The organism is Saccharospirillum sp., from assembly GCF_039982735.1.
Classification (GTDB): Bacteria; Pseudomonadota; Gammaproteobacteria; order Pseudomonadales; family Natronospirillaceae; genus Saccharospirillum.
The window spans coordinates 195,678-211,050 of record NZ_JBDWXV010000023.1 but is presented as its reverse complement, the minus strand read 5'-3'; the positions used below and the strand labels follow the sequence as shown (position 1 = coordinate 211,050).

17 protein-coding genes are annotated in these 15,373 nt (G+C 57.1%); 7 read left to right on the top strand and 10 right to left on the bottom strand.

Annotation, left to right across the window (positions count from 1 at the left end; all coding sequences use genetic code 11):
* Window positions 1-67 precede the first annotated feature (67 nt).
* The 5 genes from tatA to ubiE all read right to left on the bottom strand — a co-directional run bounded on the left by tatA (window position 68) and on the right by ubiE (window position 4,055).
* Window positions 68-340, bottom strand: coding sequence for a twin-arginine translocase TatA/TatE family subunit (gene tatA, locus ABJT94_RS19880; RefSeq protein WP_127558922.1), 273 nt, complete (start codon window positions 338-340; stop codon window positions 68-70).
* Window positions 341-487: 147 nt separating this feature from the next.
* On the bottom strand, window positions 488-823 hold the full coding sequence (locus tag ABJT94_RS19875; RefSeq protein ID WP_348474930.1) for a phosphoribosyl-ATP diphosphatase: 336 nt from the start codon (window positions 821-823) through the stop codon (window positions 488-490).
* Between the two features lie 183 nt (window positions 824-1,006).
* A complete protein-coding gene (gene ubiB / locus ABJT94_RS19870) occupies window positions 1,007-2,635 on the bottom strand; it encodes a ubiquinone biosynthesis regulatory protein kinase UbiB (RefSeq protein ID WP_348474947.1) in 1,629 nt (542 codons plus the stop codon).
* Complete coding sequence (locus ABJT94_RS19865) at window positions 2,629-3,276, bottom strand: SCP2 sterol-binding domain-containing protein (protein ID WP_348474931.1); 648 nt, start codon at window positions 3,274-3,276, stop codon at window positions 2,629-2,631. The genes ubiB and ABJT94_RS19865 overlap by 7 nt, the downstream gene beginning before the upstream one ends.
* Window positions 3,273-4,055, bottom strand: coding sequence for a bifunctional demethylmenaquinone methyltransferase/2-methoxy-6-polyprenyl-1,4-benzoquinol methylase UbiE (gene ubiE / locus ABJT94_RS19860; protein ID WP_348474932.1), 783 nt, complete (start codon window positions 4,053-4,055; stop codon window positions 3,273-3,275). Before ubiE ends, ABJT94_RS19865 begins: the two co-directional genes overlap by 4 nt.
* A gap of 381 nt (window positions 4,056-4,436) precedes the next feature.
* Between ubiE and hemB the strand changes: the two genes are divergently transcribed.
* From hemB to ABJT94_RS19830, 6 genes are all read left to right on the top strand, one after another.
* Window positions 4,437-5,438: a porphobilinogen synthase gene (gene hemB, locus ABJT94_RS19855; RefSeq protein WP_348474933.1), complete on the top strand. Its 1,002-nt coding sequence runs from the start codon at window positions 4,437-4,439 to the stop codon at window positions 5,436-5,438.
* A 201-nt stretch (window positions 5,439-5,639) separates the two neighbouring features.
* On the top strand, window positions 5,640-5,966 hold the full coding sequence (trxA, locus tag ABJT94_RS19850; RefSeq protein WP_127558934.1) for a thioredoxin TrxA: 327 nt from the start codon (window positions 5,640-5,642) through the stop codon (window positions 5,964-5,966).
* 177 nt (window positions 5,967-6,143) lie between these two features.
* On the top strand, window positions 6,144-7,400 hold the full coding sequence (rho, locus tag ABJT94_RS19845; protein WP_028670237.1) for a transcription termination factor Rho: 1,257 nt from the start codon (window positions 6,144-6,146) through the stop codon (window positions 7,398-7,400).
* A 551-nt stretch (window positions 7,401-7,951) separates the two neighbouring features.
* Window positions 7,952-8,770 (top strand): bifunctional DNA-formamidopyrimidine glycosylase/DNA-(apurinic or apyrimidinic site) lyase, encoded by an 819-nt coding sequence (gene mutM, locus ABJT94_RS19840; protein WP_348474934.1) that lies wholly within the window; start codon window positions 7,952-7,954, stop codon window positions 8,768-8,770.
* 35 nt (window positions 8,771-8,805) lie between these two features.
* Window positions 8,806-9,444, top strand: coding sequence for a pyridoxamine 5'-phosphate oxidase (gene pdxH, locus ABJT94_RS19835; protein ID WP_348474935.1), 639 nt, complete (start codon window positions 8,806-8,808; stop codon window positions 9,442-9,444).
* 148 nt (window positions 9,445-9,592) lie between these two features.
* Entirely contained in the window at window positions 9,593-10,384 is a 792-nt protein-coding gene (locus tag ABJT94_RS19830) for a tryptophan 2,3-dioxygenase family protein (RefSeq protein WP_348474936.1), read from the top strand.
* A gap of 93 nt (window positions 10,385-10,477) precedes the next feature.
* On the opposite strand, the gene ABJT94_RS19825 is transcribed toward ABJT94_RS19830, so the two are convergent.
* Complete coding sequence (locus ABJT94_RS19825; protein ID WP_348474937.1) at window positions 10,478-10,897, bottom strand: DUF1294 domain-containing protein; 420 nt, start codon at window positions 10,895-10,897, stop codon at window positions 10,478-10,480.
* 239 nt (window positions 10,898-11,136) lie between these two features.
* Here ABJT94_RS19825 and ABJT94_RS19820 point away from each other — a divergent pair, with 239 nt between their 5' ends.
* Complete coding sequence (locus tag ABJT94_RS19820) at window positions 11,137-12,327, top strand: GGDEF domain-containing protein (protein WP_348474938.1); 1,191 nt, start codon at window positions 11,137-11,139, stop codon at window positions 12,325-12,327.
* On the opposite strand, the gene ABJT94_RS19815 is transcribed toward ABJT94_RS19820, so the two are convergent.
* From ABJT94_RS19815 to ABJT94_RS19800, 4 genes are all read right to left on the bottom strand, one after another.
* Complete coding sequence (locus ABJT94_RS19815) at window positions 12,324-12,677, bottom strand: DUF1428 domain-containing protein (protein WP_348474939.1); 354 nt, start codon at window positions 12,675-12,677, stop codon at window positions 12,324-12,326. The two genes, ABJT94_RS19820 and ABJT94_RS19815, sit on opposite strands and share 4 nt — an antisense overlap.
* Window positions 12,678-12,688: 11 nt before the next feature.
* On the bottom strand, window positions 12,689-13,048 hold the full coding sequence (locus ABJT94_RS19810) for a YciI family protein (protein WP_348474940.1): 360 nt from the start codon (window positions 13,046-13,048) through the stop codon (window positions 12,689-12,691).
* Window positions 13,049-13,071: 23 nt separating this feature from the next.
* Complete coding sequence (locus ABJT94_RS19805) at window positions 13,072-13,902, bottom strand: YciI family protein (protein WP_348474941.1); 831 nt, start codon at window positions 13,900-13,902, stop codon at window positions 13,072-13,074.
* 181 nt (window positions 13,903-14,083) lie between these two features.
* Complete coding sequence (locus ABJT94_RS19800; protein ID WP_348474942.1) at window positions 14,084-15,313, bottom strand: RNA polymerase sigma factor; 1,230 nt, start codon at window positions 15,311-15,313, stop codon at window positions 14,084-14,086.
* Window positions 15,314-15,373: the final 60 nt, after the last annotated feature.

Here is a 15,373-nt window from a genome sequence, read left to right as displayed (position 1 = left end):
AGCTCTCAACAGATCAGTGGCGGCCGCCCAGCCGGCAGCCTGGCCATAAACAGATGCGCGACCGGTTTTAGTGGGCGCTGGTATCGGTTTTCTTGGTGGTTTCCTGCTCGGTTTCAGCAAACTGGGCGTCTTTCTTTTCCAGTGCTGCCTTTTTCTCTTCCTCAGATTTCTTCTCGGAGGCAGCGGTTTCCTCGTCGTTTTCGTTCACCGCTTTCTTGAAGCTCTTGATGGCGCTGCCCATGTCACCGCCCAGGCCCTTGAGCCTTTTGGTACCGAAAATCAGCAGTACAATGGCCAGTACAATCAACAGTTGCCAGATAGAAATGCCGCCAAAACCCATGTTGCTACCCTCTTAGGATGGTGTCAGTCTTCGCCTGTCGAAAACCAACCGGTGTTTATTCGGACGCCTGTTAGAACCTTCAGGTTCTCAATGCCTCCAAAAAAAGATGCTCTATTTGCGCCCAGATCAGGGGGTCAGGTCAAGTGCTCAATCGGTAGAGCGCGATGCCTTTTCTTCCAAACCCGACAAACCAAAGCGTCGTGCCAACTCATCGGCGACCTGCTGCGGCGACAAATCCAACGCTGCCAGCATCACCAAAGTGTGAAACCAGAGATCCGCCGTCTCAGAGATGACTTTATCCTTCTGGGAGGGATCGGCGGCCGCGTTTTTAGCCGCCAGTATGGTCTCTACCGACTCTTCCCCGACCTTTTCCAGTATCTTATCCAACCCCTTGGCATACAGGGAGGCAACATAGGAATCATCGGCACTGGCACCCTTACGGGCCTCCAGAGTGTCGGCCAATTGCTGTAGAACGTCCATCATATGACACAACCTTTAACGTTTTGTTGCAGCGATTATTTAATCAGTTTTCGGCGTTTGCACAATGCGAGCGGCGGGTGCCGGTGGTGTCTCTGCGGGGGAGTCCGCAACAAGGATGTTGCGGTCTAGGCCCCATGGATGGGTTCATGCCGACCCCGCAGAGGCACCACCGGTGGCCGACGCGGACTAAGGCCACAGTAGCAAAACAGCCCCAACAGCCAACCCAACCCACTGGCCGGTCGACAGGCTCTGCAACCAAACGGCAGGCGAGGGGATCAGAACCACGCCGACCAGCAGAATCGCCGCGCCAAGACGACGGGCGAAGCGTCGCTGACCCTGCTTGCGCTCCTTGCGACCGGCTTCGAGCTGAGCATTGATGCGTTGCTCGACACCCCCGATCTTGCGCAGATTCATCAGGGTATCGTGCACCAGGTCCGGCATTTGCGGCGCTTTTGCCAGCCAGCTCGGGCCGTGCTGCTGCAGTGTTTTGATAAAGCGTTTGGGACCAACCTGTTCGCGCACCCAGTTTTCAAGAAACGGCTTGGCGGTCGCCCACAGGTCCAGCTCTGGATAAAGCTGTCGGCCCAGGCCTTCTATGTTCAGCAGCGTTTTCTGCAGCAGCACCAGTTGTGGCTGCACCGTCATGTCGAAGCGTTGCGCCGTCTGGAACAAGCGCACCAGCAGCAGGCCAAAGGAGATTTCGGCCAGTGGCTTTTCAAAAATGGGCTCACAGACGCTGCGAATCGCCGATTCGAACTCGTTGACCCGTGTGTGCGCCGGTACCCAGCCGGATTCGACGTGCAGCTCGGCTACGCGGTAATAATCCCGGTTGAAGAAGGCCAGCAGGTTTTGGGCAAGGTAACTTTGGTCTTCCCGCGAGAGCGAGCCGACGATGCCGCAGTCGATGCCGATGTATTGCGGTGACTCGGGGTGCTCGCGGCTGACAAAAATGTTGCCCGGATGCATGTCGGCGTGAAAAAACGAATCCCGGAACACCTGGGTGAAGAAGATTTCGACGCCGCGCTCAGCCAGCACCTTCATGTTGATACCGGCGGCGTTAAGCGACTCGGTATCCGAAACCGGGATGCCGCTGATGCGCTCCATGACCAGCACGTTCTTGCGGGTGTAATCCCAATGCACCCAGGGAATGTATAACGAGTCCGAGCCTTCAAAATTGCGGCGCAGGGCGGCCATGTTGGCGGCTTCGCGCAGCAGATCGAGCTCATCGAGAATGGTGCGGCGGAAATCTTCGACCACCTCCACCGGGCGCAGGCGGCGGCCATCGGGAATGGTCATCACCAGACGGGCCATCAGGTCCAGCAGGCGCAAATCTTTGCTGATAACGTTGCGGATACCGGGGCGAATCACCTTGATCACGACCGATTTGCCATCCGGCAAAGTGGCTGCATGAACCTGGGCGATGGAGGCGGAAGCCATGGGCTCCTCGGAGAACTCGGCAAAGAGGGTGTCGACGCTCTCGCCCAGGGCCTCTTCGATCAGACGCTTGGCCTGACGGCCGGGAAAGGATGGTACTCTGTCTTGCAGGTAGGCAAGTTCGGTGGCCATGTCGGCAGGCAGCAAATCGCGCCGCGTTGAGAGTATCTGCCCGAACTTCACAAACACCGGCCCGAGGTTTTCCAGTGCCAGACGCAACCGACGGCCTTCACTGCCTTTGGCGGGAATGATCCAGCGGGGCGGGAAGAAATACTGGCCAAAGCGCAGCAGCCAGGGCACTTGCTGATGCTGAAGCAGGGTATCGAGGCGGTAGCGGCTGAGTATCCAGGCGATGCGTATCAGTCGAATCAGCGTCACGATGTGCCCCGGTTGTTGTCCTGAGCATCCATTTGCTGGCGCAGACGAGCTATACGAGCCCCCAGGCGGTCAGCGCTCAGCCGGGTCTGGTGCACGGCCTGAGCATGTTCGCGCCACAGCGACGATGGTACCAGCCACTGGCTTTCTTCTCGCAGGAAGTTACGAACCGTGCGGTCAAACGACTGACCCTGGGCTTTGGCCATACCGCCCATAAAACGCAAGCCATCGGCCAATGCATGAGCGGGCAAGTCGCCAAGCCGGTCGCCAAGGGCCATTTCCCAGTCGATATCGAGCGTCGACATCACTTCCTGCAGGGTGAAGAAGGTGCGGGTGTCACCCTGAATGTCGATCTGGTGCACCATCATCGCCTGCGCCCGGTCTTCGGCGCGCAACACGCTGAACAGATCGCGGGCCTTGCCACTGACCCGGGCATCGGCGTTGGCGGGGGCATCCGTTGCCAGCGTGATCTGTGCCGTCTCTGGTTCGCTGCCAGCATCAATGTACAACACCAGTGAAATATCCGGCTCGCGCATGGCCAGCACAATGCTGTGCCCGGCCAACCGGGCCAGTTTGCGCTGAGCCTGGGCATCGAAATACAGGGCATCGTTAATAAGCCGCTGCAGCGGCCAGAGCCACAGACTCATGCCTTAACACCCCGGTGCAACGCGACTATACCGCCAGTCAGGTTGTGGTAACGCACCTGCACCAGGCCGGCGTCTTCCATCATCGATTTCAGCGTGTCCTGATCCGGGTGCATGCGAATCGATTCAGCGAGGTACTGGTAACTGTCCGGATCGCCGGTAACGGCCCGGCCGATCAGTGGCAGCGCTTTGAATGAGTAGACGTCGTAGGCTTTGCTGAGCACGTCGTTCCTTGGCTTGGAAAACTCCAGCACCAACACCCGACCGCCCGGTTTCAGCACCCGGTTAAACTCGGCCAGCGCCTTCTCTTTATGGGTAACGTTGCGCAAGCCAAACGCCATGGTTATGACATCGAAATGGTTATCCGGAAACGGCAGGTACTCCGCATTGGCCTGTACGGTTTCCAGATTTCCGGCGATGCCCCGGTCCGCCAGTCGATCGCGACCGACTTTCAACATGGAGTCGTTGATGTCAGCCAGCACCACCAGGCCATCGGGCCCGACTTTGCGGGCAAAATCGTAACTCAGGTCACCAGTACCACCGGCAATATCCAGCACCCGGTTACCCCGACGCACCCCGGAAAGCTCGATGGTGTATTTCTTCCACAAGCGATGCACACCGAACGACATCAGATCGTTCATCAGGTCATATTTAGCCGCAACGGAATGAAAAACGTCGGCCACGCGCTTCTGCTTTTCGCCGGTGGCGACCGTCTGATAACCGAAATGCGTGGTGTCTTCGGGCGTGCCGTTGCCGGATGAGGCTGTGTCTTTCTCTGACATGGAATCTCCGCGGGCCGGTCTGACAATTAAATGTCGGCCAGACCACCGTAAAATGGGTCGTCCCTGAAAACTCAAGTCTCAGAGTGTTGCCTTTGGTCCGTGTCAGCCACCCGGTGTGCCTATCCGGGGTCGGCGTAAACCCATCCATGGGGCCTAGGCCGCAACATCCATGTTGCGGACTACCCCGGATAGGCACACCGGGCAGCTAACACTCGGCTGGGTGCAAACTCCGAAAAATCATCAAGGCCGTGTTAATAAGACAGTGCCGCTATTGTAGCGAGTTAGACCGGCCGGGGCGACTGGTACTCCTGTCGCGGTTCCTGTTAGCGGGCGACCTTTGCTAGACTCAGCCTCCCTTATCGATGTTCCCGGAGCCCGACTGTGCGTCAATTCCCCCAGACCCGCCTGCGCCGCCTGCGTGCGCACGACTTCTCGCGCCGCCTGGTGCGTGAGCACCGCCTCAGTGTCGATGACCTGATTTATCCGGTGTTTGTGCTTGAAGGTGAGCAGCAGCGTGAAGCCGTGCCTTCCATGCCCGGGGTGGAGCGGTTGTCGGTCGATCTGCTGGTGGAAGCGGCGGCCGACTGGGTGGCACTGGGTATTCCGATGCTGGCGCTGTTTCCGGTTGTGCCTGCCAACAAGAAATCGTTGCTGGCAGAAGAGGCGTTCAACGCCGACGGCCTGGCACAGCGGGCAACCCGGGCGCTCAAGGCGGCCTACCCGGAGCTTGGCATCATGTGCGACGTCGCACTGGACCCATTCACGACTCATGGGCAGGACGGGATCATTGATGACAGCGGTTATGTCCTGAATGACATTACCGTAAAAACCCTGGTGCTGCAGGCTGTGTCCCAGGCGGAAGCTGGTGCCGATGTGGTCGCCCCGAGTGACATGATGGATGGCCGAATAGGTGCCATTCGCCAGGCACTGGAAGGCGCCGGGCAGGTAAACACCCAGATTATGGCCTACTCGGCCAAATACGCCTCCAGCTACTACGGCCCGTTCCGGGACGCGGTCGGTTCGGCGGGCAACCTGGGTAAGAGCAACAAGGCAAGCTACCAGATGGACCCTGGCAACAGTGATGAGGCGTTGCACGAAGTGGCACTCGATCTTCAGGAGGGGGCTGATATGGTGATGGTCAAGCCCGGTATGCCCTACCTCGACATCGTGCACCGGGTGAAAACCGAGCTGCAGGTGCCCACCTTTGCCTATCAGGTCAGTGGTGAATACGCCATGCACCAGGCAGCCGCCCAGAATGGCTGGCTGGACCTGCATGCGGTGATGATGGAAAGCCTCATGGCCTTTAAACGGGCCGGGGCCGATGGCATTTTGACCTACTTTGCCGTTGCTGCGGCCCAAAAACTGTCCAAAAACGGCCGATAACGTCGATTAGACCTTAAAATCAGTGATTGGGCCTTGAAATGTGAGCAGGCCGCAGTCATTTTGTGCGGAAACGGACTGTACCAGCCACCTTTGACCACAGTCCAATAGACATCAGCCGGATTCCTGAGTTAGGCTGCCTGTCGATTTGCGATTTCGCATTTACCCAATTCCTAATCAGCCAAGAGAACGGTACAGAACCTAATGAGCGAACACATTAAAAACGTCTCTGATGACAGCTTCGAAACCGACGTACTGGGCAACGACAAGCCCGTACTGGTCGACTACTGGGCCGAATGGTGTGGCCCCTGCAAGATGATCGCTCCGGTTCTGGAAGAAGTGGCCACCGAGTACGCCGATAACATGGTCGTGGCCAAGCTGAACATTGATGAAAACCCGAACACGCCACCAAAGTACGGCATTCGTGGCATCCCGACGCTGATGATGTTTCGCGGCGGTGAAGTGGTGGCGACCAAGGTCGGCGCCCTGTCCAAGACCCAATTGATCGAGTTTATCCAGGGCAACCTGTGATAGAGTGTTCGGGCCGGTTACCCCGGCCCTGAATACCACCGGGGTGTGCTGAAACTTTTCTGGACACCCCTGCCGACTCGGCCTATAGTGCCTTAAACCTGTTTATCTACGCTTCCAACCACGTCTCCGGGCGGCCTGCCCGATCATCTTCCCAAGACTAATAAAACCGCAAACCCTATGAACCTGAGTGACTTAAAAACCAAACCAGTGCCCGAGCTCTTGGAAATTGCCAAGGGAATGGGACTCGATAACCTGAACCGGTCTCGTAAACAAGATCTGATTTTCACCGTTCTCAAACGTCACGCTAAAAGCGGCGAAGACATCTGGGGCGATGGTGTGTTGGAGATATTACAGGACGGATTCGGCTTCCTGCGTTCGGCCACGGCATCTTACCTGGCCGGCCCGGATGACATTTATGTGTCTCCCAGCCAGATTCGACGTTTCAATCTGCGCACCGGCGACACCGTTTCGGGCAAAATCCGGCCACCAAAAGAGGGCGAACGATATTTTGCCCTGCTCAAAGTCGACAAGATCAACTATGAGCCGCTGGAAAGCACCCGAAACAAGATTCTGTTCGAGAACCTGACTCCGCTGTTTCCGGAAGAGCGCCTGATTCTCGAATCCGGCAATGGCTCGACCGAAGATCTGGCGAACCGCATTCTCGATCTGGTGTCGCCCATCGGTAAAGGTCAGCGTGGCCTGATTGTCTCGCCACCGAAGGCCGGTAAAACCCTGATGCTGCAGCACGTGGCCCAGGCGATTACCCGCAATAATCCGGAAACACACCTGATCGTTCTGCTGATTGATGAACGCCCGGAAGAAGTGACCGACATGCAGCGCTCGGTGCGCGGCGAAGTGATCGCGTCGACTTTCGACGAGCCACCGGCCCGTCACGTTCAGGTTGCGGAAATGGTGATCGAAAAGGCCAAGCGCCTGGTCGAGCACAAGCAGGATGTCGTTATTCTGCTCGACTCTATTACTCGTCTGGCCCGCGCCTACAACACCATTGTACCCAGCTCCGGCAAGGTACTGACCGGTGGTGTCGACGCCCACGCCCTGGAACGCCCGAAGCGTTTCTTCGGTGCCGCGCGTAACGTCGAGGAAGGCGGTTCACTGACCATCATGGCCACGGCCCTGGTCGATACCGGCTCGAAGATGGACGAAGTGATCTACGAAGAGTTCAAGGGCACCGGTAACATGGAAGTGCACCTGGACCGCAAGATCGCGGAAAAGCGCATCTTCCCTGCGATCAACGTGCGCCGTTCCGGCACCCGTCGCGAAGAGCTGCTGACCAGCCCTGAAGAGCTGCAGCGTATGTGGATTCTGCGCAAGTTGCTCGCCGAGATGGAAGACGTCGCCGCGATCGACTTCCTGACCAGCAAACTGAAACAAACCAAGACCAACGACGAGTTCTTCAAATCCATGAAGGGCTAATCGTCTGTATGTGGCAGGAGTCCGTATCAGTCACCGGTTATCCCTCTCCGGGGGCGTGCGGGATGCCGCCCACTCAACCCGTCCATGGGGCCTAGATCGCAACTTCCATGTTGCGAACTACCCCGGAGAGGGATAACCGGCACCTGATACTTAGCCTGTTGCAAACACAGAAGCTTGAGTTTAAAAAAAACCGGAGCCGGTCATCGCCTCCGGTTTTTTGTGTCTGTTGATAACTAATCTAACCTGCTAAACGATGTATGATTGCTAAAGCTCAGGAGCTCGCCTTAGAGACTAGCATCGGGTGCCGGGTATGCCTCTGTGGGGAAGTCCGCAGCAGGGACTAAAACGCCTGGAGCGTTTTAGCATGAGCGTAGCGAGCCCGAAGGGTGACTCCCATGGATGGGAGTCATATCCTGCGGCCTAGGCTCCATGGATGGATATACGCCGACCCCACAGAGGCATACCCGGTATCCGATGCGGACAAATGCCACCTAACTGAACCGAGCTCCGTGACTTGAGTTATGAGCCTTCGCCCATGCCATAGGAACCCCATGCCTGAATTACCTGAGGTCGAAACCACCCGGCGCGGCATTGAACCGCACATTCTGAACCGCCGCATCAGTCGGGTGACGGTGCGCGATGCGCGCCTGCGCTGGCCGGTACCTCCGGAACTGCCAGAACAGGTTCAGGATCAGTGCATTATCGCCACTCATCGGCGATCCAAATACCTGCTGATCGAGCTGGAGCGGGGCATGCTGATTGTGCATCTGGGTATGTCGGGCAGTGTGCGGGTGTTGCTTGATGACCCGACGCCGGGCAAGCACGATCACATTGACGTTGAGCTCGATAATGGCGTGCGCCTGCGTTACAACGACCCGCGTCGCTTTGGTGCCTGGCTTTATACCGAGGCGCCGATCGACGAGCATGAACTGATTGCTCACCTGGGCCCCGAGCCATTAACGGATGCCTTTACCGCCGACTATCTGTTCAGAAAAAGTCGCAAACGCACGACACGGATCAAAACCTTTATTATGGACGCGCGTATTGTGGTGGGTGTGGGGAACATCTATGCCAATGAGGCGCTGTTTCTAAGCGGCATTTACCCGCACAAACCAACTGGGCGTATCACCCGTAAAGAGTGCGAGCAGTTGGTCAGTAACATCAAGCAGGTGCTGGCGCTGGCAATCAGTCAGGGCGGTACTACGCTACGCGACTTTGTCGGTGGCGATGGCAAAGCGGGTTATTTCGCCCAGTCGCTCAACGTCTATGGACGCACCGGATTGCCTTGCCACCGTTGCGAGACGCTTGTTCGCGAATTGCGCACCAGCAACCGCGGTACCTTTTTCTGCCCGCAGTGCCAGACCCGCTAAGCCGGTGTTAACCAGTGTTTTTTTTGGAGAACAGGATGAAACTTGAAGACATTCGACGCGATTATTTGCGCGGCGGTTTGAACCAGGAAGATCTCGACGCCAACCCCCTGGCGCAGTTCGAGCACTGGATGAGTCAGGCCGTAGAGGCCGACCTGAACTCAGACCCGACCGCCATGGTGCTGGCCACCGTAGATGCCAGCGGTCAGCCGAGCCAGCGTGTCGTTCTGTTAAAAGGGTTAACCGAAGAGGGATTCGTCTTTTACACCAATTACGACAGCCACAAGGGCCGCGATCTGGCTGCGAACCCCAAGGCCAGCCTGCATTTCCCATGGTTACCGCTCGAACGCCAGGTGATTGTGTATGGGGTAGCCGAAAAGCTCAGCGAGTCCGAATCGGCAGCCTATTTCCACTCCCGCCCGCGGGCCAGCCAGATCGGTGCCTGGACCAGCCACCAGAGCCAGAGCATCTCATCCCGCGAAGCACTCGATAACGCCTATCAGGAAATGACAGATCGCTTTGGTCAGGATGAAATCCCGCTTCCCTCATTCTGGGGTGGCTACCGGGTCGTGCCGCAGCGCATCGAGTTCTGGCAGGGCCGTAGCGGAAGGCTGCATGATCGCTTTATGTATCAGCGCGAGGGTCATGTCTGGACCGTGCAGCGTTTGCAGCCCTAAGGCTTTGAGCATTGGCCCTGGGGTCGGTAACACTTTCGTACAACCTGCCTTCCACAGGGTAACACTCTGCTTAACCGGGTCTCGCCGTGCGCCCGGTCACTATTCCAGTTAGCATCCCGGAAACAACTATCCAATTTGAAGAATCCGTATGCTGACCTATGCCGACTACCTCGAAGTCGATGACCTGATCGACCTGCAACACCCCAAGTCCGAGCCTGAAGAACACGATGAAATGCTGTTCATCATCATTCACCAAACCTACGAGCTCTGGTTCAAACAGGTACGTCATGAACTTGGGTTTTTAACAGAAAGGCTGGATGAGGGTGCTTTGCCCCGGGCCAGTCATACGCTGAAGCGCATTCTGAAAATCTTCAAAACTCTGGTGTCACAAATCGATATCCTGGAAACCATGACGCCGCTTGAGTTCGAAAGCTTTCGCAGCCGGCTCGATACCGCCAGCGGCTTCCAGAGCTATCAGTTCCGGGCCATCGAGTTTGCCCTGGGCCACAAACGGCCACAGCCACTGACGTTTCAGCCGGAAGGCAGTGTCGGCCGCCAGATGCTTGAAGCCGCCTACCGTGACCGTTCGCTGTGGCAGGTATTTATGCAATTGCTGGCCCGCCGGGGCTATTCGATTCCGGACGCTGTTACCCAACCGGAACCGACTGCCGCGACTGAAGCCAATGCCGAGGTGCAGGAAGCCTTGCTGACGATTTACCAGACCGATCACGAGCTGGCATCGCTGTGCGAACTGCTGGTGGACCTGGATGAAGGCCTGCAGGAGTGGCGCTACCGGCACGTTAAAATGGTGCAACGCACCATTGGTGCCAAGATAGGCAGCGGCGGTTCAAGCGGTGCCGAGTATTTGATGAATACGCTATTCAAACCCGTCTTCCCGGACCTGTGGGAAATACGCGCCCGGATCGGGGCGCCCGCTTAAGCGGGCGTCACTCAAGTTTCAGAGTTCGGGCTGAATAGGTGCCTCGGCAACCCGTAGTCACCCGAACGAACTCCCAAACCTGAGTGAGTAAACTCAGGGCAGCGCCCGATAGAGCTCGGTCAGAAAGCCATTCAGGGCAGAGGACCCGTCGGGTGTCATTAGCCAGGCGAGTGCCGCCAGATTCAACACAACCGTTACCCAGAACAGGCGGCGAAAGGCCGCTTTTTGCGTCTTGTGCCGAAACCGGTGCTGGGCGATGCGGGCACCTGGCCAGCCTCCAAACAAAGCCAGCAGGTGCAGGCTGTTTTCGGCGATCCGCCAGCGACCGTTTTGGGCCGCCGCTTTGTCCAGCGCATAGGCGGCATAGCACAGCAGGCTCATGACCAGATAGAGCGACACCAGTGTTCGGGGCACCATGCCATTCGAGTAAGCAATCGCCAGCGCCACCATGAAGGCGGCAGCGCCGTATACGGTCAGGGGTGTCGTGCGCCGATGTGTTGACGTGTCCGTCATGGTTTGCATTGTCCGGTCAGTTTTTTGGCGGTTTTATTTGTCAAAACTTAAGCCTACTGTAAAGGTCTAAGCCTATTAAGAAACCGCATTTGAGGGCCGATTGCCTAAGTATACCGGTTTTGCGGCCGACTCGTGCATCGGGTGGACGACCGGTTAAACCCCCGCGGCTCATTGACTTGTGTGAATTTCGATACCCCCTGGGCTATTCTATCCCGCCAATCGTCGCCAAGAGGCAACCGGTGCACCTGCCGACTCTGATTGTCATCACTCTGATTTTAAATGCTCTGCTCGGATTGCTGCTGGTGGTCATTTACGATCTGAGTAAGCGCAAACCGTGCTTTTTGCACTGGGCATTATCGTGCCTGGTATTTTCGCTCGGTATTGCACTGGCCAGTGCACGGTCGACCATCGACCTGCCGGTGGTGACCTATGGACTGGCTAACCTGATGTTGCTGGCAGCCCCCATTCTCGCCATTGTTGGAATCCGGGATTTTATCGGTGTGGATGTTCCTCTACGAGTGACTCGGTCCAGATCGCTCATGCTGTTCATTTTCGCCAGCATCCTACTCATCGCAAGCTACCCCGACAAAGCTCAGTTCAGCGCAATGACAGCGCTGTTAATGGCTGGGTGCTTTGCCATCGGTGCTGTGTGGATTCGTCAGCTTTCGTTGCGCAGCCCTGCACCCCGGCTGCTGTTACTATCCCTCTATGGAGCACATGCCGTGGTCATGCTGGTGTTGGCCGCTCTGTCGTTGGGTCCGATGCCAGGGGCAACCGGAAACAATATAGGCTGGGCTTATGAACTGGTACTCGCCAGCCACATTTTGCTGACCACTGGCACCGCCATGCTGTTCCCTCTATTGGTTTATGTGGCTACCGAGCAGCGCCTAAAACGACTGGCCAATCAGGATGAACTGACCGAACTGCTCAATCGCCGTGCCTTCTTTAATATTTCCGATGGCCTGTTCACCGAGTCAGTGCGCCTGGGGTCCCCTTTCACGGTGCTGATGGTCGATCTCGATTACTTCAAGCAAGTTAATGATCAGTGGGGACATGCGGTTGGTGACCAGTGCCTGCAACTGACCGCCCGAACCCTGCAAACGCAATTGCGCGAGCAGGACATTCTCGCCCGCCTGGGCGGTGAGGAATTTGCCGTCTCACTGCCCGGTATCGATGCACAGGAAGCCGAAGACATCGCCCAGCGCGTGTGCCGGTGCCTGGCAAAGAAACCGCTGATGATTGACGGCCAGGCCATTGCAATCACCGCCAGTGTAGGCGGTGTACAACGGCACAAAAACCACACCACTGTTCAGGACATGCTGTTACAGGCCGATCACGCCCTCTACAGCGCCAAGTCGAAAGGGCGTAACCAGGTGATCTTTCACCACCTGGTTCAGGCGGACGGACCCAACCAGGGGGCTCCGGCTTAACGGTCCACCACGCGCTCGAACCCGCCATAAATCAGTCGTTTACCATCAAAGGGCATGGGGTTCGTATCGGGGCCGAGACGAGGGTCGGCCATCACCTGGGCAATCCGTTCATTTCGTACCGATTTCGAGGGCCAGACAATCCAGGAAAACACCACGGTCTCATCCGGCTTGCACTGCACCGCCATCGGAAATGACGTCACGTCGCCCTCTGGTACATCATCGCCCCAGCATTCAATCACATTCAGGGCGCCATGCTCCTTGAACACTTCCGCCGCCTCGTTGGCATGTTTGATGTAACGCTCTTTATTGGCCGTGGGCACGGCCGCTACGAATCCATCGATATAACTCATAACATGTCTCCTCAATCTTTCGGCGGCAACTCGCGCACCGGCCTGACTTCAATGCTGCCAAGCTTCGCCGGCGGAATCCGGCTGGCCAGTTGCAGTGCTTCGTTCAGGTCAACCGCATCGAGCAGGTAAAAACCCGCGAGTTGCTCCTTGGTTTCCGCAAAGGGGCCATCCGACATCAATACCTCGCCATCCCGGACCCGCACCGTGGTGGCGGTTTCAACCGGATGCAGCGCCTGGCCGGCCAGAAACTTGCCCTGATCACTGAGCCGTTCCACACACCCGATGCATTCCTGATTCAGGTCATGCCACTCCTGTTCGGTCATGGCGTTGATCGTGCTTTCCGGGTAGTACACTAATGCGACGTATTTCATCTAATGCTCCTTGAACGAATTGATTATTCCGGCTTGTCAGTGCAGTTGATCATCCAGCCGATGCCGAATCGGTCGGTCACCATGCCAAATCGATAAGCCCAGAAGGTTTGATCGAACGGCATGATTACATTACCGCCGTCGGCCAGTTCTTCAAAAATGTCGCCCGCCAGCGCCGGATCCAGATAATCGAGCTGAATCATAGCGCCTTGCGGGCGGCTGTAGGCGCTTTCGGGCATATCGGCACCCATCAACCGCCGGCCACCGAGATTCACCGATCCATTTAGAATTTTATCGTTCCAACTGGCAGGAAACGGACTTTTATCCGGGCTTTCGCCGTGGGTAAAGAATGGCTCAAGGTCACCACCAAAAACTTCAGCGTAGAAGGTTAAGGCCTCACGGCAATTGCCCTGAAACGACAGGTGAATGTTCAGCCCACTGGGCAGCCGAGCCATTTTCTCAGTCAGCTTCACATGAGTATCCAGCCCCGCTCCGGGTTCGAAATCGGCCATTTCATAGACACGACGTAATTCCAGGCACAGACCTTTACCGGCATCTTCAGGCGGCCGTTGCCGGGCCCATTCAATGGCCTCCTCTTTCGAGCGAACGTTCAGCATGGTATAGCCCGCGATAAGCTCTTTGCTTTCTGCAAAGGGGCCGTCGGTAACCATCGTTTCTCCGTCTTTAAATTCAACGCGACACCCTTCACGGCTTGGTGTCAGCCCTTGCCCGCTTTCAAGCACGCCAGCCTGCTGCAACCGTTCGTTGTATTCACCCATGGCTTGCAGCAAAGACTGCGACGGCATAACACCGTTTTCAGTGTCGGTATCGGCCTTGCGAATCAGCATGTATTTCATAATGGCAGCTCCCTTTGTAATGAGTTCATTTCCAAGTCGTGGAAGCAAAGAACAAATCGACAGGTTCGCCAACTTTTTTCGTCAATTCGGAATTCTGGTTAGCCACAGATCAAGTGCAGGCTACCGGGTACGCCTATACACCCCCTCGGCAACCCACCCAACCCAAACTCCGAATTGCTTTTTACTCGGGGCGGATCAGCTGACTCAGCCTACGATTCAAAAAGCGTTGCTCGGGCCCTTGCTGGGTTAACGCCAGTGCGCGTTGATAGGCACTTATTGCCTCTTTGTGATTACCCAGGCGCCGGTGCAGGTCGGCACGGGCTGCGTGATAGAGGTAGTAGGCCTGAATGGCTTTCTGGCTTTCCAGTTGGTCGAGCAATGCCAGACCTGTTGCCGGACCATCGCGCATGGCTATCGCGACGGCCCGATTTAATGCAATAACAGGTGAGGGTATTTGTTGGTAGAGCGCTTCGTAGAGTGCGACGATCTGTTGCCAGTCGGTAAGATCGGCATCGCCCGATTCGGCATGGGCTGCGGCGATGGCGGCTTGCAGGGTATAGGGGCCTGCGGGGCTGGCTGCTGCAGCACGGTTTAACCACTGGCGGCCGATGGCAATTTGGTCGGCATCCCAGAGCGAGCGGTCCTGATCTTCCAGGGTGATCAGGTCGCCGTGGTCATCCTGGCGGGCTGCTTTGCGGGCATCGTGGAATAGCATCAGTGCCAGCAAGCCACAGACTTCGGCCTCGGGCAGCAGGTCGGCCAGTTGGCCGGCGAGGCGAATGGCTTCTTCGGCCAGGTCGATCTTGAACACCTGTTCGCCATCGCTGCCGGAATACCCCTCGTTGAACATCAGATAGACCACTTTCAGAACACTGCCGAGCCGCTTAGGCAGTTCTTTGCGCTCCGGCACTTCGTAGGGAATGCCCGATGCGCGAATCTTGCTCTTGGCACGAACGATGCGCTGCGCCACGGTCGTGGGTTTTTGCAGCAGAGCGCTGGCGACTTGCTCCGTGGTCAGGCCACACATTTCTCTCAGTGTCAGTGCGAGCTGCGCCTGCTGGGTCAGGCTCGGGTGACAGCAGGTGAAAATCAGCCGCAGCATATCATCGCTGATGGCGTCGTTATCCTGTTCCGGGTCGAAAGCTTCCTCGGTGTCGGCCAGATACTGGTATTTGCGAGCGGTCTGGCGCTTGCGAATCTGGTCGATGCCGCGGCGCTGTCCGGTTCGAATCAGCCAGGCGGTGGGGTTGTCCGGCAGACCTTCTTCCGGCCATTGGTGCAGCGCGGCGAAGAAGGCTTCCTGCATGGCTTCTTCGGCCAGTTCGAAATCACCGAGCAAACGAATCAAAGTGGCCTGAACCTTACGGGACTCGTTCTGGTATAGGGTGTCGAGTTGCTGTTGCAGCGTCATTGGGTGTCATCGGTTGCATGGCCAGGCGTCAGTCTAGCAGTCGCTGATCAACTGCGTTTG